The 23,550-nt window shown below is 47.6% G+C and carries 21 protein-coding genes; 14 read left to right on the top strand and 7 right to left on the bottom strand.

Annotated features, from left to right (window positions below; all coding sequences use genetic code 11):
* Positions 1–2 precede the first annotated feature (2 nt).
* Together PQQ36_RS16765 and PQQ36_RS16760 are read right to left on the bottom strand one after the other, a co-directional pair.
* A complete protein-coding gene (locus tag PQQ36_RS16765) occupies positions 3–767 on the bottom strand; it encodes a DUF3450 domain-containing protein (protein ID WP_013572562.1) in 765 nt (254 codons plus the stop codon).
* A gap of 83 nt (positions 768–850) precedes the next feature.
* On the bottom strand, positions 851–3,439 hold the full coding sequence (locus tag PQQ36_RS16760) for a TonB-dependent receptor (protein ID WP_045623819.1): 2,589 nt from the start codon (positions 3,437–3,439) through the stop codon (positions 851–853).
* Positions 3,440–4,272: 833 nt separating this feature from the next.
* Between PQQ36_RS16760 and PQQ36_RS16755 the strand changes: the two genes are divergently transcribed.
* The 5 genes from PQQ36_RS16755 to PQQ36_RS16735 are packed head-to-tail and all read left to right on the top strand — an operon-like array spanning position 4,273 to position 9,957.
* Positions 4,273–5,298, top strand: a complete 1,026-nt coding sequence (locus tag PQQ36_RS16755; RefSeq protein WP_011078910.1) for an ABC transporter permease subunit — start codon at positions 4,273–4,275, stop codon at positions 5,296–5,298.
* Position 5,299: 1 nt separating this feature from the next.
* Positions 5,300–6,343: an ABC transporter permease gene (locus tag PQQ36_RS16750; protein ID WP_045596129.1), complete on the top strand. Its 1,044-nt coding sequence runs from the start codon at positions 5,300–5,302 to the stop codon at positions 6,341–6,343.
* 41 nt (positions 6,344–6,384) lie between these two features.
* On the top strand, positions 6,385–8,214 hold the full coding sequence (locus tag PQQ36_RS16745) for an extracellular solute-binding protein (RefSeq protein WP_206636418.1): 1,830 nt from the start codon (positions 6,385–6,387) through the stop codon (positions 8,212–8,214).
* A gap of 23 nt (positions 8,215–8,237) precedes the next feature.
* Positions 8,238–9,107: an ABC transporter ATP-binding protein gene (locus tag PQQ36_RS16740; protein WP_181388645.1), complete on the top strand. Its 870-nt coding sequence runs from the start codon at positions 8,238–8,240 to the stop codon at positions 9,105–9,107.
* A gap of 10 nt (positions 9,108–9,117) precedes the next feature.
* Positions 9,118–9,957 (top strand): ABC transporter ATP-binding protein, encoded by an 840-nt coding sequence (locus tag PQQ36_RS16735; protein ID WP_080933279.1) that lies wholly within the window; start codon positions 9,118–9,120, stop codon positions 9,955–9,957.
* Between the two features lie 40 nt (positions 9,958–9,997).
* Here the strand turns inward: PQQ36_RS16735 and PQQ36_RS16730 are convergent, their stop codons facing one another.
* The gene (locus PQQ36_RS16730; RefSeq protein WP_225470920.1) at positions 9,998–11,896 is read right to left on the bottom strand and encodes an LTA synthase family protein; all 1,899 of its coding nucleotides are present in this window, start codon (positions 11,894–11,896) and stop codon (positions 9,998–10,000) included.
* Positions 11,897–12,124: 228 nt separating this feature from the next.
* Here PQQ36_RS16730 and PQQ36_RS16725 point away from each other — a divergent pair, with 228 nt between their 5' ends.
* The 3 genes from PQQ36_RS16725 to PQQ36_RS16715 all read left to right on the top strand — a co-directional run bounded on the left by PQQ36_RS16725 (position 12,125) and on the right by PQQ36_RS16715 (position 14,174).
* Positions 12,125–12,550, top strand: a complete 426-nt coding sequence (locus tag PQQ36_RS16725; protein ID WP_039552275.1) for a phosphate-starvation-inducible protein PsiE — start codon at positions 12,125–12,127, stop codon at positions 12,548–12,550.
* 157 nt (positions 12,551–12,707) lie between these two features.
* Complete coding sequence (locus PQQ36_RS16720; protein WP_039552276.1) at positions 12,708–13,088, top strand: hypothetical protein; 381 nt, start codon at positions 12,708–12,710, stop codon at positions 13,086–13,088.
* Positions 13,089–13,202: 114 nt separating this feature from the next.
* Positions 13,203–14,174: a DMT family transporter gene (locus PQQ36_RS16715; RefSeq protein WP_176301080.1), complete on the top strand. Its 972-nt coding sequence runs from the start codon at positions 13,203–13,205 to the stop codon at positions 14,172–14,174.
* A gap of 67 nt (positions 14,175–14,241) precedes the next feature.
* Here PQQ36_RS16715 and PQQ36_RS16710 read toward each other — a convergent pair whose 3' ends face one another.
* Positions 14,242–15,108 (bottom strand): YicC/YloC family endoribonuclease, encoded by an 867-nt coding sequence (locus PQQ36_RS16710; RefSeq protein ID WP_011078902.1) that lies wholly within the window; start codon positions 15,106–15,108, stop codon positions 14,242–14,244.
* Between the two features lie 205 nt (positions 15,109–15,313).
* Here PQQ36_RS16710 and rph point away from each other — a divergent pair, with 205 nt between their 5' ends.
* Both rph and pyrE read left to right on the top strand, forming a co-directional pair.
* Positions 15,314–16,030 (top strand): ribonuclease PH, encoded by a 717-nt coding sequence (gene rph / locus PQQ36_RS16705; RefSeq protein ID WP_011078901.1) that lies wholly within the window; start codon positions 15,314–15,316, stop codon positions 16,028–16,030.
* 226 nt (positions 16,031–16,256) lie between these two features.
* Entirely contained in the window at positions 16,257–16,898 is a 642-nt protein-coding gene (gene pyrE / locus PQQ36_RS16700) for an orotate phosphoribosyltransferase (protein WP_011078900.1), read from the top strand.
* Positions 16,899–17,035: 137 nt separating this feature from the next.
* On the opposite strand, the gene PQQ36_RS16695 is transcribed toward pyrE, so the two are convergent.
* The 3 genes from PQQ36_RS16695 to coaBC form a co-directional block, all read right to left on the bottom strand.
* Entirely contained in the window at positions 17,036–17,974 is a 939-nt protein-coding gene (locus tag PQQ36_RS16695) for a Kdo(2)-lipid IV(A) acyltransferase (RefSeq protein ID WP_273661860.1), read from the bottom strand.
* A gap of 3 nt (positions 17,975–17,977) precedes the next feature.
* Positions 17,978–18,568, bottom strand: coding sequence for a nucleoid occlusion factor SlmA (gene slmA, locus PQQ36_RS16690; protein ID WP_011078898.1), 591 nt, complete (start codon positions 18,566–18,568; stop codon positions 17,978–17,980).
* A gap of 150 nt (positions 18,569–18,718) precedes the next feature.
* On the bottom strand, positions 18,719–19,924 hold the full coding sequence (gene coaBC / locus PQQ36_RS16685) for a bifunctional phosphopantothenoylcysteine decarboxylase/phosphopantothenate--cysteine ligase CoaBC (protein ID WP_072610254.1): 1,206 nt from the start codon (positions 19,922–19,924) through the stop codon (positions 18,719–18,721).
* Positions 19,925–20,205: 281 nt separating this feature from the next.
* Between coaBC and PQQ36_RS16680 the strand changes: the two genes are divergently transcribed.
* From PQQ36_RS16680 to rpmG, 4 genes are all read left to right on the top strand, one after another.
* Positions 20,206–21,873: a methyl-accepting chemotaxis protein gene (locus tag PQQ36_RS16680; protein ID WP_130250723.1), complete on the top strand. Its 1,668-nt coding sequence runs from the start codon at positions 20,206–20,208 to the stop codon at positions 21,871–21,873.
* A 113-nt stretch (positions 21,874–21,986) separates the two neighbouring features.
* The gene (gene radC, locus PQQ36_RS16675) at positions 21,987–22,661 is read left to right on the top strand and encodes a RadC family protein (RefSeq protein WP_011078895.1); all 675 of its coding nucleotides are present in this window, start codon (positions 21,987–21,989) and stop codon (positions 22,659–22,661) included.
* A 311-nt stretch (positions 22,662–22,972) separates the two neighbouring features.
* On the top strand, positions 22,973–23,209 hold the full coding sequence (rpmB, locus tag PQQ36_RS16670; protein ID WP_011078894.1) for a 50S ribosomal protein L28: 237 nt from the start codon (positions 22,973–22,975) through the stop codon (positions 23,207–23,209).
* A 15-nt stretch (positions 23,210–23,224) separates the two neighbouring features.
* Positions 23,225–23,395, top strand: a complete 171-nt coding sequence (rpmG, locus tag PQQ36_RS16665) for a 50S ribosomal protein L33 (protein WP_011078893.1) — start codon at positions 23,225–23,227, stop codon at positions 23,393–23,395.
* Positions 23,396–23,550: the final 155 nt, after the last annotated feature.

The raw sequence follows: 23,550 nt of genomic DNA, 5'->3' as shown, positions 1-23,550 counted from the left end.
GATTATTCCTCCCCAGCAAACACTGGCAATTTGATCAGAGCCGGTGGCGCTTGTTTCTTCGCGATACGAATTCCTTGCTGCACGGCAATACGGTAGCTTTCAGGCAGCGCTTCCCATTGGCGGGTTTGCTGGTTCCACATACCGGTTTCAACACCGTCTGGCGATTGGTAGAGCAACGCGGTACGACCAATGCGTAGGAAGTCGTAAGTCACCACTTCACCATTGCGATCTAAGCTGGCTTTGTAAGATTCGATAGAACGAGAGAAGCCTTCTTCGATTTGGTACGCTTCCATCACTTTACGGAATTTTTCCGAGGTGGTGACGTCTGCGCGATCCATCAGCTCGCGTAGTTCGTTGATTCGTTTGTTGCGTTCTTTGGTTTGGAATGGCAGATCGAGCGTGACGATTTCGTCGAGCGCATCAATCATTTTTAAAGTCAGTGGCACCACTTCCATCGCGGTTTGGTCAATCTGCGCGATTTGGCGATCTAATGAATCCAGTTCGCCTTGCTGCGATTGCACCATGCGATTGATCTGCTCGTTGTAGACTTTCATGCTGTCTACTTGGCGCATGATGGCCTTGTATTCGGCGAGCATGGTGTCGGTACTATCCGCGTAGCCATCGATTTTGTCTTGAGAGGCTTGAGCGGCTTTATTGGTGCCTGCCTGAGTGGAAATCACGCTTCCTGCGTCTGCGGCTAACGCGCTGCCTGTTAGGCTCAGCATCGCTGCGGTGAGTGCACTCACGCCAAATTTCTTTAACGTCATGGTTGCATCCTTGTCAGTGTTTTTGTCAGTCGAAAAGGGCGCGGGCATTTCCCGCGCCAAAAGGGTTTACAAAGTGTTGCTATTTAGAAGTCGTAAGACGCCTCAACATACACTTGGCGACCAATTGGATCGTCATAAGTGTCCGCGTAGAACGGAGAAGTGTCGTTTAGAGGATCTTTTGGCGGCTCTTTATCAAACATGTTGATGATGCCTAGAGTGACACGACCACTTTCGTTGAATTGGTAAGACGTTGTTAGGTTCCACGTTGTCATACTAGAGATCTTAGTTTCGTAACCCGCTTTTTTCGCAGCGTCACAATCTTCGAAGTAGTAGTCGTTCGCGTAACTTGTACACATCTCGTCGCGGAACTTACCAAATAGGTTCACGTTCACGTCTTGATATGCCCAGCCTAGGTTCAATGTTGCGGTATATTCCGGTAGGAAGTCACGCTCATCGATCACTGGCTCACTGCTGCTTTCTTGAGATTCTGCAATCAAGATCTTAGTGATAGAGAACTTGGTTGAGAATGAACCCATGCTCACCGTGTCGTACGCATAACCCAATGACAAGTCGATACCCGAGCGAGTTTCAAACGCTTGGTTTACTGGGCCATAAATAACGGTTTTGATGGTGCCATCTGGGTTACGAACCACTTGGGTACCTGGGTACTTTGACGGATCGTTGATAACGTCTTGGTAAGAAGGTGCGGATACCACGTTTTCCATTTTTATGTGGTACCAGTCAACGGTTAAACCAAGATCATCCACAGGTTCCCACGCTAGGCCCAAGTTGATGTTGGTGCTGGTTTCTTCTTCAAGCTCGGCGTTTGGACCGTTTACCGTATCAAAGTACTGTGTTGAACACTCAGGAATGGTGTCGTTAGGACCAGTACCGCCGACAGAAGCACAAAGTTGTGGATCGAAGCCTGAGCCAAACGCTTTCGTTTCTTCACCAAACAGACGTTTTAAGTCTGGCGCGCGGAAACCAAGGCCGTAGCTACCACGTAGCAATAGGGTATCGGTAGGACGGTAAGCGATCGACGCTTTCGGTGTAAAGGCACCGCCAGTTGCAGAATCATCAAAGTAGTGGTCATAACGACCCGCTAGCGTCACTTCTAGGTCTTCCAGTACTGGGATAAGTACTTCCACACCTAAACCGATTTGATCACGCTCACCACCACCAGAGGTGCCGCCTAGACCAGAGAATCCGCCTGATTTGGTGATCGCATCGATAGATTCGTTGTAATCGGTTCGGTTCCATTCACCGTAAACCGCAAAGCCAGACATACCGGCAGGCAGTTCCACTAGATCGCCAGCAAGTGAGCCGTTGATAGAGTAGAGTTTTGAGTACGCTTCTTTGGTTGAGCGGCCGCTGTATTTGGCAACGTCGGCAGCAGAGATCGTATCGAGTAGGTCGATGTCACCGTTTTGAACCGCTTGATCGAGAGTGTTCAACACCGCAGGGTTGTCGGTCTCGACTTTTTGCTCAGAGTAACTGGCGTACACTTCCCAATCGTAGGTATTTGCCAGTAAACCAGTTAAACCTGTGGTCAAGCCGAACGCGTTCGCTTCCGTGTTGCTTTCACGTGGGCCAAATTCCACCAAGCGACGAGTGTATTTACCTTCGCCACGGAAGTGTGTTGCGTCCGTTTCAATGTCGTATGGGTTCGGTTCGAAAATGGAAGAGGTAGATTTGTAACCGAAACGCGCTTCTGCCATCGCCGTTAGATCATCATTAAGATCCATTTCACCACGAAGTAGTAGGTCGACTTGTTTGTTTTCTGGTTTTAATGAGCGATACGCAGAGCGGTTAAAACCACACTTGCCATCGGCGCGATCGATACCATGTTCACCCACAACGTCTTGACACGTTTTGCCATTGACCGCAGGTGTTAGAACGTTGCCGGTGCCTTTTTCAACAAAGCTCGCACCGTAGCTTGAGTAAGCGCCAAAGGCAGAGCGATCAGAGTTATCGTCACCCGCCCAGCTTCTGTCGCTTTGTTGCAGCATTTCGTTGCCCGCTAACTGCGCAACAAACAAAACACGCTTATCTTCCATGTCTTTACCCGCAACGATATCAAGACGGCCGTTTTCGTAGCCACCTTCAGTCGCATCGCCATAACGCGCTTTCACTGACACGCCGTCGAAATCTTTCTTGAGGATAAAGTTAACCACACCGCCGATCGCATCAGAACCGTAGATGGCCGAACCAGAGTCAGTCATTACTTCCACACGCTCAATCGCCGATACAGGGATTTGGCCGATATCTTGGAAGTTTGAAACGCCGTTTTGTGCCAGTGGGTACTGCGGCATACGACGACCGTCGATCAAAATCAACGTACGTGAAGCGCCTAGACCACGAAGGTTAACGGACTGTGCTGCAGGAGTGAATGAGAATGAGTTGGTTTGCGCGAGTGTACCACCCGTGTTTTGCGTCAAGCTGTTGAGAATGTCTTGTGCGCTGTTAAAACCTTTCGCCGCAATATCTTTGCTGGTAATGACGGTGACAGGAGAAGGTCCTTCCATCTCAGTGGTTGAGATTCGTGAACCGGTGACTTTCATCTTTTGTAGTTGCTCGACTTGCTGCTCTTCTGCGAAAGCTATCGGGGACATGGCTGCTGTACCCAATGCAAGGCTGATCGCAACGGATAAGGCTGTTGTGTTTTTATACATCCGTGTTGCTCCGTGTTGCTTAATTCCTATGTTTGGTCTGAACGACGACCAAATGTGACGTTAATGTTTCGTTAACGTTTCGCGACAGATATACATGAGATGAATTTTGCAAGTCAAACCAGTGGGATGCACGGCTAATGAAATGTAAAAAATATGTAAAATTTTAAATTAAGTTATATATACAGCATGATTGTCTGTGATTTGGCGCACTTTATTGTGAAATGTTTCAATAAAACACCGTATTTTGTGTTGTGCGCATTATCTAATGGTATGTGTTGGAGGGTGGATCTATTGTAGTGAAATGTGTTGATTAATCTCATTTGGCTGAAGCTTTAAACTGAATGATGTTTTATGCTTCATTTTTGTGCAAACTGGTAAGATGAGTCTGGTGGTATCAAATTATGATACCCCTTGTATCATAAGGGCTCATCATGGTTTTTGCGTTTTTTAACTGTTAGAATGGCTGACTGTTTATTGTGCAATATTGCATTTTTATGTAGTGCAAAAGCCCCATTCATTACAGTTTGATATTCTGTGATTGGAAAATGAGCAGTCTTTTATATTTTTTTACAAATTTATTTATAGAATTTAGATGTGGTTGGTAATTTGTCATGCTTTCATCACAAATACTTGAAGCTTTGGTTATTTCAAGATACATATGGCGCTTAATATCTGGCGTTGAACTTGAATTCCAGAGATTGAAGCTGTTCAGGATGAACATTTCGACCGACTTATTTCAATTAAGTTCCTAATTCTCTAGATAAGTTAGAATTTGATTATTTATTAATTTAACAAACTCTAATTTATAGGCAGTCGACATGGAGTAGTTGTATATGCTGTCATATTTTCTGCGCCGACTGGCGCTGGTCATTCCTACTTTCCTAGGAATTACTATTCTTATCTTTGCTATTACCCGTTTTGTTCCTGGTGGTCCAGTGGAACGCATGCTGTCTAAAATGCAGGCACAAGGCGATGGTGCGGCGGCCATGACCACTGCCGGGGGCAACTCGGCACTGTCTGAAGAGCAAATGGCGGAACTCAATGCCTTTTATGGTTTGGATAAACCTGTTGCACAGGCGTATTTGGATTGGCTAAGCAAGCTGGTTAGGTTAGATTTCGGCGAGTCCACTCGCTATTACGAACCGGTGGGAGACATGATCGCAGAGCGTCTTCCGGTTTCTCTCTTCTACGGTGGAATGACCTTTTTTATCAGTTACTTCATTTCTATTCCACTGGGCTATTACAAAGCGCTTCGGCATGGCTCGGTTTTTGATTCCGCCTCGTCGATTTTAATTTTTGTTGGCTATGCGCTGCCCGGTTATGTGGTCGGTGTTCTGTTGATCACACTCTTTTCCTACCATTTGGAATGGTTCCCTATGGGGGGCTTTGTCGGCGATGATTTCGATGATTTGGAGACGTTTTTTGAGCGTGCGAAAGACGTCATGTGGCACGCGGTGTTGCCGCTTATCTGTTATTTGATTGGTGATTTCGCTACGTTGACGTTGACGATGAAAAACAACCTGATGGAGAACTTGTCATCGGATTATATTCGTACCGCAATCGCCAAAGGCTTGCCGTTTAAAACGGCAGTACGCAAACACGCTTTACGAAATAGTTTAATTCCTATTGCTAGCCATTTTGGTAATTCCTTACTCTTCTTTATGACTGGTGCGTTCTTAATTGAGGTTATTTTCAATATCGATGGCATAGGCTTATTAGGCTATGAGTCGATCATTGAGCGTGATTATCCTGTTGTAATGGGTATTGTGGCAATTAATGCGGTGCTTCTCCTGCTAGGAAATATCATTTCCGATGTTTGTGTTGCGCTGGTCGATCCTCGTGTGAAGTTTGGAGCTTAATATGATCAAAGTGAGTCCGTTAACTCAAAAGAAAATAAGAAGCTTCAAGGCGATCAAGCGTGGCTATTGGTCTTTCATTCTTCTTTCTGCAATGTTGGTGTTATCGCTGTTCGCTGAATTGCTGATCAACAGCAAAGCCTTGATGGTGAAATACGATGGCCACTATTACTTTCCCGTCATCAGTGATGTGAGAAGTGGCAGTGAGTTTGGGCAAGAGTCTGCGGGTGAAGCCAACTATCGCCAGTTGCAAAAACAGTTTGCAGCGGAAGAGTCCGGCAACTTCGTGATCATGCCGATTGTGCCATGGAACCCCTACGAACAGGACTTTTCGGGCGATTTTCCGCCGACAGCGCCCAGTGCAGAATCAAAACACTATCTCGGCACCGATGTGATTGGTCGCGATATTCTGGCGCGACTGGTGTACGGTTTTCGGACCGCGATGGGGTTCGCACTGCTGACGATGGCCATCTCTTATGCGATTGGTACGGCGGTGGGCTGTGCGATGGGCTATTGGGGCGGCAAATTTGACCTGTTTGTCCAGCGACTGATTGAGATCTGGTCGATGGTGCCGTTTTTGTACGTCATCATGATTTTGGTCTCGATTGTGCAACCGACTTTCGCGCTCTTTGTTGGCATCAACGTTCTATTTGGTTGGATGGGCATGACGTGGTACATGCGCACCATGACCTATAAAGAGTCAGCGCGCGAATACGTATTGGCGGCCAAAGCGCTTGGTGCATCGACAGCACGGATTCTCTTCCAGCACATCTTGCCAAATACCATGGTGATGATCGTGACGCTGGCGCCGTTTACCATCGCTGGCAATATTACGGCATTAACCGCATTGGATTACTTAGGGCTAGGATTGATGCCGCCAACGCCAAGCTGGGGCGAACTGCTGCAGCAAGGGAAATCGAACTTGGATTCGCCTTGGATTGTGGCGTCGGTGGTGAGCTCTATCGTGGCTGTTTTGGTGATGGTGACCTTTATTGGTGAAGCCATTCGTGCAGCCTTTGATCCGAAAAAATTCACCCGTTACGTTTAAATGGTCAATACTGTTGGAACGGATAATATAGGGACATAATGATGAAAAAAACCTTACTAACCACAGCGTTATCGCTGATGAGTGCCGGTGCTTACGCCACCACTTTACCCGCGGATGTGAACTGGCAGACCAACTGGGATGAGCCGTTGTTTGCTTCTTCGGATGCCAAATTTGGTGGGACATTCCGTACTTTCATTCAAAGCTTTCCACAAACTTTACGCAGTGTTGGACCTGATTCTAACTCAGGATTGCGTTCTTTTTTCCTCGATGAGACGCCTGCGCTGGTAGATCAGCATCCAGACACGTTGGAGTGGATCCCAGCCTTAGCCAATGAATGGGCCTTTGCAGGGGATAACCGTACGGTTTACTTCAAATTAAATCCCAATGCCAAATGGTCGGACGGCAAACCTGTGACGGCCGATGACTTCGTTTTTATGCTCAAGTTCTACCGCTCAAAAGATTTGGTGGCACCTTGGTATAACGAGTACTACACCAATGTGATTGACGATGTGCAGAAAATTGATCAGCACACCTTCGCGGCGGTGAGCAAAGTTGAAAAAAACCAAGAAGATCTTCTCTATACCTTAGGTGCGCTTCGTCCGCGACCTGCGCACTTTTATGCGAAACCAGCAAAAGATGAAAATGGCGATGGTATTGACGATAACTTCGTACGCAAATACAACTTCAAAGCTGAGCCAACCACCAACGCTTACTACCTTGATGACATTAAGAAGGGCAAAAGCGTCACCTTCAAACACGTTGGTCAAGATTGGTGGGGTTACAGCAACAAGTATTATCAACACCGTTACAATGTGGAGAAAATCCGTATCACGGTGATCCGCGATAACGACATCGCGATGAAGCATTTCGAAAAAGGCGATTTGGATACTTTTGGCCTGATCCTGCCGGATTTGTGGCACGACAAATCCAACACAGAACCGTACCAAAAAGGCTACATCGAGAAGTTCTGGGGTTACAACCAAACGCCACAAGGTGCGGGTGGTCTATGGATGAACGTTGCCACGCCTCTGCTGGATGATCTCAATGTGCGCAAAGGGATCATGCATGCTACCGATTACGATGGCATGATCGATAAGATCACCCGTGGTGACTACTCACGCAAGCCGCACGCGCTCGGCTCTGGCCATGGTAAATACGACTTGCCTAACCCTGTGCCGCCTAAGTTTGATCCGGAATTAGCGATTCGCTACTTTGAAGCGGCGGGCTTTAACCAAATTGGTGCCGATGGGGTGCGGGTCAACGATAAAGGCCAGCGTCTCAGTTTCGCTATCACGTATGGTTATGCTCACCACACGCCACGTATCGCGTATTTGAAAGAGCAAGCGAAGAAAGCGGGATTGGAGTTTGAACTAAAACTGGTGGATGGCTCCTCTGCGTTTAAGTTCATCCTCGAGAAAAAGCATGAACTGGCGTTCTTAGATATGGGTACTTCCGATGTGCCAGCTTATTGGGAGTACTTCCATTCGGCCAATGCGAATCGCCCACAAACCAATAACCACACCAATTTCAGCACGCCTGAACTGGACACGTTGATCATGGCGTACAAAAACGAATTTGATTTGGAGAAGAAGTACAACTATTCCCATCAAATCCAGCAAATTATTAGTGATGCGAACCTGATTGTTCCAGGCTACATGGTGCCGTATACCCGTGTGGGTTACTGGCGCTGGTTAAAGTACCCTCAAAAGGCGATGACCAAAAAATCGGAAGTTTTATTTACCAGTGGTGGTGCGATCGGTTTAGGGACATTCTGGATCGATAAAGACGCGAAGAAAGAAACCGAAAAAGCCATTAAAGCAGGGAAAGCCTTTGCCCCTGTGACGGTGATTGATGACACCTATAAACTATAAGTTGGCCACAAGAGGGAAGCACGATGCAGGATGATGTGATTCTGAGTGTCAGAGATCTCGAGGTCTCTTTCACTACCGATGATGGCCCAGTCAAGGTATTGCACGGCGTCAACTTTGATGTTCGTGCAGGACGTACATTGGGATTGGTTGGCGAGTCTGGCAGTGGCAAAAGTGTCACTTCCATGTCGATCATGGGGTTGTTGCCCAAGCCTTATGGTCAGATCGTGAATGGACAAATTCTCTATCGCGGCACCGATTTGGTGACGCTGCCTGCTGAGCAGATGTATGCTATGCGTGGTGATCGAATCTCCATCATTTTTCAAGATCCAATGACGGCGCTTAATCCAGTTCACACCGTTGGTCGCCAGATTAACGAAGTCTTAGAGTTGCACCGCCCTGATTTGGATAAACGCACTCGCAATGAGTACGCCCTTGAGATGCTGAAAAAGGTGAGAATTCCACTGCCAGAGAAGCGCCTCAATGAGTACCCGCACAACCTATCTGGTGGGATGCGTCAGCGAGTGATGATTGCGATGGCACTGGCGTGCAAGCCGGACATTTTGATCTGTGACGAGCCAACCACCGCGTTGGACGTGACCGTTCAGGCATCCATTTTGGAACTGATGAACGAGTTACAACAAGAAACCGGTATGGCGATGATTTTCATTACGCACGATCTGGGTGTGGTGGCGGAAGTGTGCGATGACGTCGCGGTCATGTACGGTGGTCGGATTGTTGAGTACGCAGAGATTTTTGAACTGTTTGATCATCCTAAGCACCCTTACACTGAGCGGTTGATGGGCTTAATGCCAAGCTTGGACAGTGAGCCTAAGCAGCTCATCGACATTAAGCCGATGGATAGCAGCATGTTTGAAGTAAGTCAGAGGAGCTAAGAAATTCAGGATGAGTAAAGAAGTATTAAGGATTGAAAACCTCAAGCAACATTTTGTCTCTGGCAAAGGCTTGTTTCGCAAAGGCTATACCGTCAAAGCGGTGGATGGCGTCAGTTTATCGGTCAACCAAGGGGAAACCTTAGGTTTGGTTGGCGAGTCGGGTTGTGGCAAAAGCACCTTAGGGCGCACGCTGCTTAAACTGTATGAACCAACGGAAGGGCGAATTTTCTTTGAAGGGCGCGATATCACCAAGCTTTCTCCCAAAGAGATGCGCCCACTGCGCAAAGAAATGCAAATTGTTTTCCAAGACCCAATGGAATCACTCAATCAGCGTCACACCATTGGCATGATATTGGAAGAACCTTACATCATCCACAAAATAGGCACTCCGGAGGAGCGTAAAACTTGGGTGAAAGAGTTACTGGTGAAAGTGGGATTGCCCGCAGAAGCCGTTAATCGTTATCCACATGAATTCTCCGGCGGCCAGCGTCAACGCATCGGTATTGCGCGCGCGATTGCGTTAAAGCCTAAATTGCTTATTTGTGATGAGTCCGTTTCTGCGTTGGATGTGTCCGTGCAAGCACAGATCCTCAATTTATTGCTGCAGCTTCAGCAAGAGATGAATTTGGCGATCATTTTCATTTCGCACGATCTGTCGGTGGTGAAACACGTCTCCGACAAAGTGGCAGTGATGTACTTTGGTAAAGTGGTGGAAGAGGGCAGCGCCAAAGAGGTGTACGCCAATCCACAAAACGATTACACCAAAAAACTCTTGTCTGCGATTCCAATTACCCATCCCAAATATCGCAAACACAAACGCAAAGCCGAGCAGCAACAAGATGTGGCTTAAGGTATTAGAAAACAGCAGCGATTCGCTGCTGTTTTTGTTTCTATTCGCTTACAGGACGTGAACGATAATCGGTGCTGCGACCTTTAAACAATAGGTATTGCGAAATGGTGTTGTAGTAGTTTGCTTCATTGAAGAGTGTTTTCGCCCAAGGTTGAGTCTCACACGGCACCGTATGTTTGGTCACTCTGTCTTGGCCAATATCAAAACATTGAGCCAGCTCTCCCGTTTCGACATTAATGGCAATGCCATGTTCTTTTGTCATCCAGAAAAAACCAGTGCCAAATGCAAAACTGGCGCGCCCAGAGTAATTTGAGTCGAGGAGTGAGTGGCCAGTAAACCAAGGCGCGTAGCCTCCAAGCCAATCTAAGATAGTGGCACCGACATCACGTTGAGAGGCCGTGATAGGGAGATGTTTCGCTGGTAGAGACTGGTCACTTGAATAGATAGCGAGTGGAATCGCATTTTTTACAAAACCACCTTTGACGGTTTTTGCGGTGTGATCGGCCACAAGCACCACCAGTGTAGGCTTATCGAGTCTCGCCAGTGTTGCGTCTAGCTGAGGGATAAATTGCCGCAATGATTGATCCGCATGTTTCATGACACTGCGACGTTCGTTGACTTGATTGTCACGGCCAAAGGCATAACCGTCTTCCTCTGGTAAATAGGCTCCGTGAGTCGTTCCGGTGTTTATGGTGATAAAAAATGGCTGTGTTGATTGGCTTAATCGCTCTATTTGTTGCAACGAATAACGGTAGATATCATTGTCCATATAGCCCCATTCGTTATGCATTGCTTCGAAGGGATAATCGTGTTTACCGAAAGATTCAGCAAAGCCCAGCGTTTGGGCAAAGGAGCCAACTTTACCTTTTGCACTGCCCTGAATAAAGGTGGTTTGCCACCCTTGCTGACGCAAAATATGTGGTAAACAAACGTACTGTGCATTTTGTAATTGGCTGGTAGAAATAATGCCACTGGTTGGATTTGGGTAAGAACAAAAGGTGGCAAACATGCCTTGTACCGTGCGATAGCCATCCGCGTAGCTGGAATCCGTCGTCAGTGAGCGCTGACGGAGCTCATCAAAAAACGGGGTTGCATTAGCAACGCCTGCATAACTTTGCATGTCGTACGCTGGCCAGCTTTCGAGCAATATCATGACGACATTAGCTTGTTTCAGTTTCTCTAACTGAGCTTCTCGCCCAGCTTGCAGAGCCTCTTGCCACTGTGCAAGCTGCTCTTGAGAGGGATCTTTCGTGATTTTCTTTATTGCGGCTCGATCACCATTTGAGAGATAGTAGGTAATGCTATAGGGCGCACTCCAAGCAATAAAGGCTTGCTCGCTGTTGCCGATATTGTATGCACGCATTGGCGTTTGCGGAGCGTCACTCCAGCCACCTCGAATAAGAGTAACCGTGCAGAGTAACCAGACTAAACCAAAGCTAATATTGGTATACCACGCATGATGATGTTGATTGGAAAGCGCTATCTTGCTCCAAACGACATACTGGCACAGAACAAGCCAAAGCATGCCAACGCAAACAGTGCCCCAATAACTTCTCATTGCGGTGATCAGCAATTCGCTTTCCATTCCATCTGCCGTAAACAGTTCGAAAGTGACGTGTTTACTGGCGTCTTTGGCATAGATCGCATCTGAAAATGTCGTCGCTACAATCCAGAACACAAACAGGCTCAATACCCCTTTCATCCATCTACGGCTATCAAACTTGATAAGAAGTAGAGGAATGCTCAGTAAAAAGATCAGAGCTGTCAACATGGCCGAGATGGTAGCGTCAAAGCGCAGGCCAAAAAATATCGCTTCAACCGATGGAGTTGAAAAAAGTTCAATAGGAAGCTGTGTGAAGGTGGCAAGAGCAATCAATTTGCTGCCAAGTGCAACGACAAGTAAGAAAAAAAATGAGACGAGCGTATTGTGAATGAACATTAATAGACAGATTTTTATAATTAATGAATTGCGCGAGTTGACAACTATATCGCAACACAAAATATGGATGCACAAGATTCTTGTATTCTTTTGTCAGGAACAAGAGATGACGCAAGCTGTAGTGTTTACGGTGGTTGGGGATAGATGGTGTGCCTCTTGGCTTCTTCTTAGTTAATACCGCATGTTACACTGCCAGCTTAATTCATTGTTTTGCTTGGAATGTTACAAGTGCCGTCACATCTACCTAAATCATTCAGTCGCCCATTCTTAAAAATCTTTCATATCTTGGAAGCGGTCTTGCTGGTTGCCATTACGCTGGCCACGCTTTATGCCATGGTGCAAGAATTCATTCATGTGTTTGTGGAAAAACGGGTGCTACTCACCGACATCCTTTTGATGTTTATTTATCTCGAAGTGCTGGCGATGGTGCAGCAGTTTGTGATGAACGGTAAGATTCCAGTCCGCTATCCGATTTATATAGCGATGATGGCGATTGCACGTTACATCACGTTAGGGATGAAAGAACTCGATGCGACCCTTGTTGTGTGGCTCTCTGTTGCTGCGTTTGTTTTGGCGGCTGCCACGTTGCTGATACGTGTGGGTCACCACTACTGGCCGTATGTGGATAATCACACAGCAGAAAAAGACGAATGATTATTGCCCCGCCATCGTGCGGGTTTATTTCACTCCGAATGGATGGTGGGAGTGACTAGGGTAAAAAAGTGTAAAGTCATCTCAAGGCCGCTTGTCTCTTACTCCTTGGATGAGTATCGTCACAGTGACCCGTTTCACCGCTGAATGAGAGAGTGTGATGCTGCGTAAAGGCACCGCGAACCTGTTGCTTCTGTTGAGTCTCTTGATGGCATTGTTGCTATCAAGCGGGTTTGCACGTGCGCAGACGGAGCCACCATCAAACCTTCATCATAAGACGAGCAACGACATCACGAATGTGAGCTACTGTGATTGGTCGTTGGAAGCGGTAGAAAAGGACGAGCCAGGCTGTTGTGAGCCCGGTGGTCGCTGCTATCAAAACCAATGTTGTACCCATTATGGACATTCGATGGGGGCTGCGGTGATTGAAAGCCAGCAATATACTGACGAAGCGCCATATCGCAATGAATGGATTGCAAGCCCGATTGTCATTTACACCAGCGCAGAGATGCGCACCCACTATCGTCCCCCAATAGCGTAATTCCTATCTCGCAGTGGTTTACTGCCCACAACCTTATTGCGCGCTATGCCGTGCGAATTAGTCATGCGTGTGAATAGATTACTATTTGCACCACCTAGTGATAGGAATTCAAAAATGAAAACTCATCGATTTACTTTTGCTGAGTCTCTACCTGCGTTGTTGTTTCTCTCGGTATGTTTAATTTGGGGAACCACATGGTTTGCCATGGAGATTGCCGTGCAAACTATTCCGCCTATTTTCGCTACTGGGCTACGATTTTTGATTGCCGCCCCTCTGCTGCTCATACTCGGGCAACGTCTTAGACAGCCACTCTTTTTTCCAAAAGGAAAAATGCATTGGATGTTCATCGTCGCGATTTTTTATTTTGCGATCCCGTTTACCTTGATGATTTTTGGTGAACAGTATATTTCGTCAGGTTTGGCTTCGATTATTTTTGCCACCATGCCTATCGCGGTGATGATCACGTCGAGATGGTTTCTCGGATTGACGTTGCGTCGTTTGCAAACGGCTGGGCTGTTGATCGCCGTACTTAGTTTGGTCCTGATTTTGGCGAAAGAGATGAGTCTGGGCGGAGACGACTATCTACTCGGTTTTCTAGCGCTTGGTGGCGCAGTTGCCATTCATGCCGTGATGTATGTGTGCGTGCAGAAGTATTGCCAAGACATTCCAGTGTTGACTTACAACGCGCTGCCGAGTTTGATGGCATCCATGCTGTTGTTGACGGCATCTTGGATAATTGAGAAGCCGGCGTTTTCAGTCTTCTCTCAAGTGTCGATGTTATCTGTCATTTACTTGGGGGTCTTTGCCAGCGTGGGTGGCATTGTGGCTTATTTTAAACTGGGCCAGGTTTCAACGCCCTTTACCGCTTCGATTTGTTTCTTGTTTTTCCCGTTGATCGCACTGAGTCTTTCTACTTGGATGGCAGGCAACAGTATTTCCTCGACCTCGGTGGTTTTGTTGTTGCCACTGCTCGGTGGGATTTTTGTGACCAAAGCAGAACCTCAGTTTTGGGCTCGTTTTGGCCGCAAGCGTATTAAGTCAAAGCCAGTGCTGTGCGAGCGATGTATGAAGGAGCTGAACGTTTAGACGAGAACGTTATCCAAAACAAAGCCCCGAATCTCGGGGCTTTATCAAATCGTTATAGAGTCAGAACCTACTCGATATTTTGGATCTGCTCACGCATTTGTTCAATCAACACTTTAAGCTCTACACCTGAAGCGGTGATGTCAGTGGCGATCGATTTTGAAGCGAGCGTGTTGGATTCACGGTTGAACTCTTGCATCATGAAATCCAAACGACGGCCAACGGCGCCGCCTTTTTTCAAAATGTTAGTGGTCTCTTTGACGTGAGAGTCGAGGCGATCCAGCTCTTCTGCCACATCCGATTTCTGCGCCAAAATGATCAGCTCTTGCTCTACGCGAGAAGCATCCAGTTCCACCTTGGCTTCTTCGAATTTCGAGAACAGACGCTCACGCTGCCACTCAATTATCTCTGGCATGCGGGCGCGTACTTTCACTACTTCCGCGGTGATGGCTGTTAGGCGCTGCTCAATCAAGGCTTTCATGTTGTCGCCTTCACGGCCGCGCGCTTCGATAAACTCGTTAAGTGCTTGATCAAAAGCGGCCAACAATTGCTGATTAATCGCGTCCATATCTTGCTCTGGCGTTTCCATCACACCAGGCCACTGCATTACTTGGAATGGGTTGATGCGGCTATCTTCACCGGTGAGCTGCATGATTTGCTTTGCGGCACCAATCACTTGGCTCGCTAAGGTCTCATTGATCGTCAGTTCGCTGCGCGCCGCTGGATTGGCTTCGAATCTTAGGCTGCATTCCACTTTGCCGCGAGCAAGGCGTTGGCGGAAACGCTCACGCAGCACGGGTTCTAGACCGCGGAACTGCTCTGGCATGCGGAAGTAGGTTTCTAGGTAGCGTTGGTTAACACTGCGGATTTCCCATACCGCGCTGCCCCAATCGGCTTTGATCTCTTTGCGCGCGTATGCGGTCATGCTGTAAATCATCGAATTTTCCTGTTTTATCATCTTTGAAAATAACGCTTGGCAATAGTAGCACAGAATGGCGTTGCGGCTAGGCGTGAAGCATTGTTGCTAAAACTGTGAGCTAAAAACATGAGCTAAAAACCGTGAGCCTTTCCCTAGTGCCTTGCGGTGGTTTCCGCTATACTTCACCCCCAATCAAATCGATCCCCAGAAAAGGTATTCATCCATGCGTCCAAATGATCGCGCGGCAGACCAAGTGCGCCCAATTAAAATTACTCGTAACTACACGGCTTATGCAGAAGGTTCCGTGCTGGTTGAGTTTGGTAATACCAAGGTGCTGTGTAATGCGACCGTGGAAGAATCGGTGCCTCGTTGGCTAAAAGGCCAAGGTAAAGGCTGGGTGACGGCGGAATACGGCATGCTGCCACGCGCAACTCATTCACGTACTCGTCGTGAAGCGGCCAATGGCAAGCAAGGCGGTCGTACCATGGAAATTCAACGCTTGATCGCACGTAGCTTGCGCGCAGTGGTGGATCTGGAAGCGATGGGCGAGTTTATGATCACCGTCGACTGCGATGTGATCCAAGCCGATGGCGGCACACGCACTGCGTCAATCAGTGGCGCTAGCGTGGCGATGGCGGATGCATTCCAACACCTTGTTGACAGTGGCAAGCTAAAAGCAAACCCAATGAAAGGCCATGTGGCTGCGGTTTCGGTCGGCATTTTGGGTGAAGATGTACTGTGCGATTTGGAATACGTGGAAGATTCGGCGGCGGATACCGACATGAACGTGGTGATGACGGAAGAAGGCAAGATGATCGAAATCCAAGGCACTGCAGAAGGCGAACCATTTAGCCATGAACAATTGCTGGCTCTGCTAGAGTCGGCCAAAAAGGGCATTAGCGAGATCGTCGCCGCGCAGAAGGCGGCGTTAGCCAATTGATTTAGATAGCTCCCATTTGGGGGCTATTTTTTTGTTTTCTGTATAGAGAACTGAGCCGCGTTGTTCGCTTTAACTTTTCACGCCATCACATAGCGCACTCTGCTCAGGCGCTGAAAAGTCTCGCTGCCTCGCGTAAAGACATCTATTTTGAAAACACTTTTATAGTTTTAGTTATCTTTCTAGGGACTAGAAGCTAGGAACTAGAAACTTATAGACGGAGAAAGTAATGAAAGCATACCAGCGTGAATTTATTGAGTTTGCACTAGAGAAACAAGTCCTTAAGTTTGGCGAGTTTACGTTGAAATCTGGCCGTAAAAGCCCATATTTCTTTAACGCTGGTCTTTTCAATACAGGTCGCGACTTGGCACGCCTAGGTCGTTTTTATGCGGCGGCGTTAGCGGATTCTGGCATTGAGTTCGACGTACTCTTTGGCCCTGCATACAAAGGTATCCCAATCGCGACTACGACAGCGGTTGCACTTGCCGATCACCACGATATCGACACGCCTTACTGCTTCAACCGTAAAGAAGCCAAAGATCACGGTGAAGGCGGTAACTTGGTTGGTTCTGCGCTAGAAGGGCGCATTATGCTGGTGGACGACGTGATCACCGCGGGCACAGCGATTCGCGAATCGATGGAAATCATCCAAGCCAATGGTGCCGATCTGGCTGGCGTACTGGTTGCGATTGACCGCCAAGAAAAAGGTAAGGGTGAGCTGTCGGCGATTCAGGAAGTTGAACGTGATTTCGCTTGTGCGGTGATTTCTATCGTTAGCCTGTCGGATTTGATCACGTTCTTGGAAGAGAAAGGCGATGCAGCAGAGCATCTTGATGCGGTGAAAGCGTATCGCGCCCAATACGGGATCTAAGTAAAGGCAGAGGCTAGATTCTAGGAAAAGCAGCTCCTAGAATCTAGTTATCTAGTTATCTAGTTATCTAGTTATCTAGGCTTCTAGTCCCTAGTCCCTAGTCCCTAGTACTTAGTCCCTAGCAACCTAGAACCTAACTATTTATAACGAATGCCGCGTGGTTGGCTTGGATCAGCCATGCTCTTAAAGCGTTTGTGCAGCCACATCCATTGATCTAATCCACGCAAAATCACTTTCTCAATCGCTTGGTTCATCACCGTTGCCGCACCAACCGCGTCTTTACGTGGGAATTGGTCGCTGATATCCGGGTCGATTTCCAGCGTATAGGTTTCGCCTTTGCGGAAACTAGACGCGGTGATCACCGCACACTTACTCGCATCCACTAATACGCCTGTTCCTGCCGTTGTACACGCATCGGGTACGGCAAAGAAGGGAACAAATACTGCGTGGTTGTTGCCATAGTCATGGTCAGGCAAGTACCACAAGCGGCCACCACCGCGTAGAATTTTCAACATGCCTTTGACATCTTTACGATCCACCATTTGGTTGCCACAACGGGTGCGGCCCCAAGTTTGAATAAAGTCGTAAGCGGGGTTGTCATGTGGGCGATACACACCATAACCGGGCGCAAACAATGAAAAGGCACGCGCGGTAATCTCAAGGTTAAGTGAGTGCGTACACACCACCAACACCCCTTTTTTATTGGCATCCAGTTCCATTAGCTCACGGGTGTCACCAAAAACAACATGACGTTTGATACGCCAATCTGGCCAAAACCAGGCGATGCCCGTTTCAAACAATGCTAAGCCGGTGTTTTTGAAGTTTTCAACCACAATGGCCTCGCGCTCTTGCTCGCCCATTTCTGGAAAGGCCAGCTCCAAGTTACGATGAGCGACATGCACACGGCTTTTGGCGAAGCGCATGGAAAATTGCCCAAGACCGCGACCTAGCCAAAGTTGCAATTTGTACGGTAGGATGGTGACAGGGATGGCAAGTAAGCCAAAGCCTAGCCAAACTGGCCAGTATTTAGGGTGAAGCAGCGAAATTGAAAACGCAGGTTTTGTTGCAGTTGCCATAAATTACTTAATCTGTGCACTGAGCAATGCCCAGTATTCCTCAAAATTTTCAGTTGGTTGGTATTTAAAATCGGAACGAACGAAGCGATTCAAACTGCCTTCCACTTGGCCTAGTAACTGAGCGGCGAGGATTTTCTCTTCGACAGGGAAGGATTTCCCCTCACGCAATTTGCGCTCACGTAGAATTTGACGCAGCTGAGTTTCGATGCGTTCAAACAGTTGGTTAATGCGATCGCGCAGTCGTTCATTTTCAAACATCAGCGCATGGCCAGACATAATACGCGTTAACCCTGGGTTGCGCTCCGCAAAGGCGAGCAGCAGTTGCAGTACCAAACGAATACGTTCTAGCGTGTCTTTCTCTTCATCTAAGATACGGTTGATACGCGACATCAAGGCTTCTTCAATAAACTCAATCAAACCTTCAAACATACGCGCTTTGCTTGGAAAATGGCGATAAAGTGCCGCTTCTGATACGCCCACCTGTTGTGCCAACTTCGCGGTGGTTATACGCGATGCCCCTTCCGCAGACTCCAACATATGAGCAAGAGCTTGGAGGATCTCTTCACGGCGGTTTGATTTTTTACTGCCTGCCATTGATTAACTTCCTTTTGAATAGACGTTTTTTCGTCAGCGATTATATCAGCATGCCCAGTTCAAGACATCAGGTATCGATCAGGTTTTGTGAGATCGTTTAGCAAAAAGCTGTACGAATAACCTGATCGATAACGGAGGGCGATATGTCGATTAGTGACCCATCAGGGTTTGGATCTGTTTCAAGATCTCCATACTTAATGCCGCTTTGCTGTTGAGTGGCAGGGCTTTCTCTCCCTGTGACCAGTAAAGCGTAATCGCATTGTCGCTGCTGTTGAAGCCTTGCCCTTCCACGGACACGTCGTTCGCGCAGAGCAGATCGAGCTTTTTCTTTTCCAGTTTACGGCGAGCGTACACTTCAACGTCGTTGGTTTCTGCCGCAAAGCCGACTGTAAAAGGACGATTCTCTGTCATGGCGGAGACAGACGCGACGATATCGGGATTCTTCACCATAGTGATGGTCATTTCATCACTGTCGTCAGTTTTCTTCAGTTTTTGCTCAGCAATTGTAGCTGGGCGGTAATCTGCCACGGCCGCGCAACTGATGAAGATATCGTGATCAGATGCCTGAGCCATCACGGCGTCATACATTTCTTGGGCACTGTCGACGTTGATGCGGTTGACATTGACGGGGGTTGGCAGAGAAACCGGGCCGCTGACAAGTGTCACATTCGCACCCAATTGCATTGCGGCTTGCGCCAGCGCATAACCCATTTTGCCTGAGCTGTGGTTGGTAATGTAGCGCACAGGGTCAATGGCTTCGCGAGTTGGACCCGCAGTGATCAAAATCGATTTGTCTTGCAGCGGTTTTGGCTGGAAGAATTGTTCGCACAACGCAACCAACTGCATCGGCTCTAACATACGGCCTGGGCCCACATCGCCACACGCTTGTTCGCCAGCCGCTGGGCCCCAGATTTCCATACCGCGTCGGCTCAGAGTCGCAATGTTCTCTTGGGTCGCGACGTTGCGATACATCTGTTGATTCATCGCTGGAGAGACTGCGACAGGGGCGTCAGTGGCCAACACTAAGGTGGTCAGTAGGTCGTTGCCCATGCCAGCGGCCATGCGAGCAATCAGATCGGCAGTGGCAGGAGCAAGCAAAATTAAATCGGCCCACTTCGCTAGCTCGATGTGGCCCATTGAGGCTTCGGCGGCGGGATCAAGCAAGCTATCCGAGACTGGTCGGCCAGAGACTGCCTGCATCGTGAGCGGGGTAATAAATTCTTTCGCGGCTTTAGTCATCACCACTTGCACCTCTGCGCCTCTTTCTTTAAGACGTCGGGTGAGGTCTGCACATTTGTAGGCCGCAATACCACCACTGATACCCAGTAGAATCTTCTTTCCTGCCAATGTTTGCATTTGATTACTCTCCAAAATAACTGTTGCCGATCCTAACACAAATTATCTGCTCAGGTGATTGAAAGATAGGCGATTGATAGTGCAAGGTTGGGATCGGATTGTTCACCTGAATAATAGAGAAACGACCAGGGCGGTTTTACTTCTCTAATTGAAGACAAACTCGACAAAGAGATCAGAGAAACAGCACGTTGCTCACAGACATTGACTAAATAGACACCAGATAATGTTTGCGATACCTCTTAAAAATTAAAACAATCATATGGATAGCGACGGAACTTGTTATGAAGAGTCGGAACAAATTATTGCTGCTAACGTTAATCCCATTAGTCCTGCTGACAGCGATGGTGACAGCGGTTTTCTATTTTAACAGTGTAAAAAGTTTAGACGTTGAACTCAGCGAATATCGAAATGAGCTGATTGAAACGCGCAAAAGCGAGCTAAAAGCCTATTTGATGATGGGCGTCACCGCCATTAAACCTCTGTATGACGCGGATGTGAATGGCAACAATCAACAACAAGCCAAACAGATTTTGAAAGCAATGCGCTTTGAAAGTGATGGTTACTTTTTTGCTTATGATTCCAAAGGCGTCAACACACTGCACGCGATCAAGCCAGAGTTGGAAGGTAAAAATCTTTACGGCATGAAAGATGACAATGGTGTCGCGGTGATCGCGGGGCTGATTGACGCTTCACAAAAAGGCGATGGCTTTCTTTATTTCTCTTGGCACAAGCCGACCATCAATGCGCAAGCGCCTAAATTGGGTTATGCGGAATATCTACCAAAATGGGATTGGGTACTCGGCACAGGGATCTACATTGACGATATCGACACGCAAGTGGCAGAGCATCGTGTACAAAGTATTGCCAGTTTGAATGAGCATACCTTATCGGCGATTGGATTCACGTTGGTGGGGTTATTGATTGCGTGTGGTGTGATCAGCGTGATTGTTTCTCGGGCGATTTTACCGCTGCAACATATCGCGGTCTCATTGCAAGATGTAGCGGCAGGCGGTGGCGATTTAACCGCTCGTTTGAGTGTCGAAAGTCAAGATGAAGTGGGGGAAGTGGCCAAAGCGTTCAACCAGTTTATGGACAAATTGCATCCTTTGATGGTCGATATTCGCAGCTCGGCGCAAACAGTGCAAAGCGCTGCCACTGGGCTGGATCAACAAACCTCGTTAGCCAGTAACCAAATGCAAACGCACTGTTTGGAGACGGATAAAGTAGTCACCGCCGTGACGGAAATGAGCGCCACGGCGAGAGAAGTCGCCAACAATACCCATGCCACGGCGCAGGCCATTGATTCTGCCAATGCGCAGATCTCAGAAGCGCAAGTCGAAGTGAATCACGCGATAGAAGGGATTGGTAAATTGGTCGACGAAGTGAACATCACCTCAGACGCCATTTCTCAGCTTAGCCAACAGACCGATCAAATCACCAAAGTGTTGCAAGTGATAGGCGAAATTGCCGAGCAAACTAACTTACTGGCATTGAATGCCGCCATTGAAGCTGCGCGTGCGGGAGAGCAAGGCCGCGGATTTGCCGTGGTTGCCGATGAAGTTCGTTCATTAGCGAGTCGCACACAAAACAGCACGCTGGAAATTGGCGATATGCTTAAGCAGTTGCAAAATGGTGTGGCCAGAGCGGTCACCACTATGTCTGCCAGCCAAGAGCGTGGCGAGCAAACGGCGCTTGAGTCAGTGCAAATCAAAGAATCACTTGCTGGTATCCAGTCGGCGGTGGAAATGATCCGTGATATGGGCATTCAAACGGCATCCGCCGCTGAACAACAGAGCGCGGTCGCTGAGGACATCAATCAAAACCTGGTCACCATTCAGCAAATCGTTAATGAGATTAATCACAACTTACAAGAGTCGGAAACCATTAGCACACGCTTGAGTGTGTCTGGCCAAGAAATGCATGATTTGGTCGGTCACTTTAAGCTCTGATAAAACGCTCAGTTACATTATCTTCTTCTATTAATAACGAACCAGCATCGTCATACTAGACTTTGCTGGTTTTCTCGTTGCAATAGGTGCATCTAAGATGACTGAGAGAGACGATGAGCCTAAAAAACCTGCCTAGTGAATCCATGCCAAGAGAAAAGTTGCTTCAGCGAGGGCCTCAATCTTTGTCTGATGCCGAGTTGCTTGCGATCTTTTTGCGAACAGGCACACAAGGAATGAACGTAATTGAACTCGCTGATTTTCTGCTGCGAGACTTTGGTTCGCTGAGAAAACTCTTTTCTGCCGATGAACAGAGCTTTTGTCGTCACAAAGGATTGGGGCAGGCAAAATACGTTCAATTACAAGCTGTTTTGGAAATGACGCAACGTTATTTGGCCGAAACATTGCAACGTGGTGATGCGCTCACCAGTCCACAGCACACTAAGCTTTATCTCTCTTCCATGCTGCGCGATCGCCATCGAGAAGCGTTTTATGTGTTGTTCCTCGATAATCAAAATCGTGTCATTAAAGATGAGGTGATGTTTGAAGGCACCATCGATGCCGCCTCGGTCTATCCTCGGGAAGTTGTTAAAAGAGCCTTACACTATAATGCGGCAGCTTTAATATTGGCGCACAACCATCCCTCAGGCGTAGCAGAGCCAAGCCAAGCAGATCGGCGAATTACTCGACGTTTGAGTGACGCATTGGGCTTAGTGGATATACGGGTATTGGACCACTTTGTGGTGGGCGATGGGGAAGTGGTTTCCTTTGCAGAAAGAGGCTGGATTTGAGTTAATAAAATCATCGCTCTTGACAGGCAAACTTTTTGTTGTTCATAAGTGAGTTTCTGCTACAATCCTCGCCACTCAAAATTTTTAACTTACATTCAGCTTGGACTACTTGAAAACGTGCTGTCTAAAAAAAGATCACGAAAACCTGTAAAAAGGATCTGTTCGGGTCTTGAGCAATGCATGGCAAGTTAGTATAATGCGCGACCTTTGATAGCCTTGTATGGATTTTCCATAATGGTATTTGACCTCTAATTGATGAGGTTCGGCCACCAAGGTTGATATCGAGCTGAAACGATTTGGAGAAGACATTCATGTCCCGAGTATGCCAAGTAACTGGTAAGCGTCCTGCAGTTGGTAACAACCGCTCACACGCACGAAATGCTACTAAGCGTCGTTTTCTGCCGAACCTACAAACTCATCGTTTCTGGGTAGAGAGCGAAAAACGTTTTGTTAAACTACGCCTGACTGCAAAAGGCATGCGCATCATCGATAAGAAAGGCATCGATGTTGTTCTAGCTGATATGCGTGCACGCGGCGAAAACGTTTAATAAGAGGAATTAGCAATGGCTAAGAAAGGCATTCGTGAGAAAATTCGTCTAGTATCTACTGCAAATACTGGTCACTTCTACACAACTGACAAAAACAAGCGCAACATGCCAGGCAAGTTCGAGATCAAAAAATTTGATCCAGTAGTACGCCAGCACGTTGTGTACAAAGAAGCGAAAATCAAGTAATTGATTGAGTCTCTTTGAAGATTGTAGAAAACCCAGCTTTCGAGCTGGGTTTTTTATTTGTTGTTTTTTTAAGCTCCTCCTAGAACCTAGAACCTAGAACCTAGAACCTAGAACCTAGAACCTAGAACCTAGAACCTAGAACCTAGAACCTAGAA

Source organism: Vibrio sp. CCUG 15886, from assembly GCF_028570825.1.
Lineage (GTDB): Bacteria > Pseudomonadota > Gammaproteobacteria > Enterobacterales > Vibrionaceae > Vibrio > Vibrio vulnificus_B.
Note: the sequence above shows the minus strand (reverse complement) of the source record. Positions and strands in the feature narration are given on the sequence as shown.

What these genes read in the sequence shown, in the direction of transcription:
- PQQ36_RS16730 (WP_225470920.1), bottom strand. Translation starts at nt 11,896, where the DNA reads ATGTTCATTCACAATACGCTCGTCTCATTTTTTTTCTTACTTGTCGTT.
- radC (WP_011078895.1), top strand. Translation starts at nt 21,987, where the DNA reads ATGAGCCTAAAAAACCTGCCTAGTGAATCCATGCCAAGAGAAAAGTTG.
- PQQ36_RS16680 (WP_130250723.1), top strand. Translation starts at nt 20,206, where the DNA reads ATGAAGAGTCGGAACAAATTATTGCTGCTAACGTTAATCCCATTAGTC.
- PQQ36_RS16715 (WP_176301080.1), top strand. Translation starts at nt 13,203, where the DNA reads ATGAAAACTCATCGATTTACTTTTGCTGAGTCTCTACCTGCGTTGTTG.
- PQQ36_RS16695 (WP_273661860.1), bottom strand. Translation starts at nt 17,974, where the DNA reads ATGGCAACTGCAACAAAACCTGCGTTTTCAATTTCGCTGCTTCACCCT.
- rpmG (WP_011078893.1), top strand. Translation starts at nt 23,225, where the DNA reads ATGGCTAAGAAAGGCATTCGTGAGAAAATTCGTCTAGTATCTACTGCA.
- rph (WP_011078901.1), top strand. Translation starts at nt 15,314, where the DNA reads ATGCGTCCAAATGATCGCGCGGCAGACCAAGTGCGCCCAATTAAAATT.
- pyrE (WP_011078900.1), top strand. Translation starts at nt 16,257, where the DNA reads ATGAAAGCATACCAGCGTGAATTTATTGAGTTTGCACTAGAGAAACAA.
- slmA (WP_011078898.1), bottom strand. Translation starts at nt 18,568, where the DNA reads ATGGCAGGCAGTAAAAAATCAAACCGCCGTGAAGAGATCCTCCAAGCT.
- PQQ36_RS16760 (WP_045623819.1), bottom strand. Translation starts at nt 3,439, where the DNA reads ATGTATAAAAACACAACAGCCTTATCCGTTGCGATCAGCCTTGCATTG.
- coaBC (WP_072610254.1), bottom strand. Translation starts at nt 19,924, where the DNA reads ATGCAAACATTGGCAGGAAAGAAGATTCTACTGGGTATCAGTGGTGGT.
- PQQ36_RS16735 (WP_080933279.1), top strand. Translation starts at nt 9,118, where the DNA reads ATGAGTAAAGAAGTATTAAGGATTGAAAACCTCAAGCAACATTTTGTC.
- PQQ36_RS16710 (WP_011078902.1), bottom strand. Translation starts at nt 15,108, where the DNA reads ATGATTTACAGCATGACCGCATACGCGCGCAAAGAGATCAAAGCCGAT.
- PQQ36_RS16740 (WP_181388645.1), top strand. Translation starts at nt 8,238, where the DNA reads ATGCAGGATGATGTGATTCTGAGTGTCAGAGATCTCGAGGTCTCTTTC.
- PQQ36_RS16745 (WP_206636418.1), top strand. Translation starts at nt 6,385, where the DNA reads ATGAAAAAAACCTTACTAACCACAGCGTTATCGCTGATGAGTGCCGGT.
- PQQ36_RS16765 (WP_013572562.1), bottom strand. Translation starts at nt 767, where the DNA reads ATGACGTTAAAGAAATTTGGCGTGAGTGCACTCACCGCAGCGATGCTG.
- rpmB (WP_011078894.1), top strand. Translation starts at nt 22,973, where the DNA reads ATGTCCCGAGTATGCCAAGTAACTGGTAAGCGTCCTGCAGTTGGTAAC.
- PQQ36_RS16750 (WP_045596129.1), top strand. Translation starts at nt 5,300, where the DNA reads ATGATCAAAGTGAGTCCGTTAACTCAAAAGAAAATAAGAAGCTTCAAG.
- PQQ36_RS16720 (WP_039552276.1), top strand. Translation starts at nt 12,708, where the DNA reads ATGCTGCGTAAAGGCACCGCGAACCTGTTGCTTCTGTTGAGTCTCTTG.
- PQQ36_RS16755 (WP_011078910.1), top strand. Translation starts at nt 4,273, where the DNA reads ATGCTGTCATATTTTCTGCGCCGACTGGCGCTGGTCATTCCTACTTTC.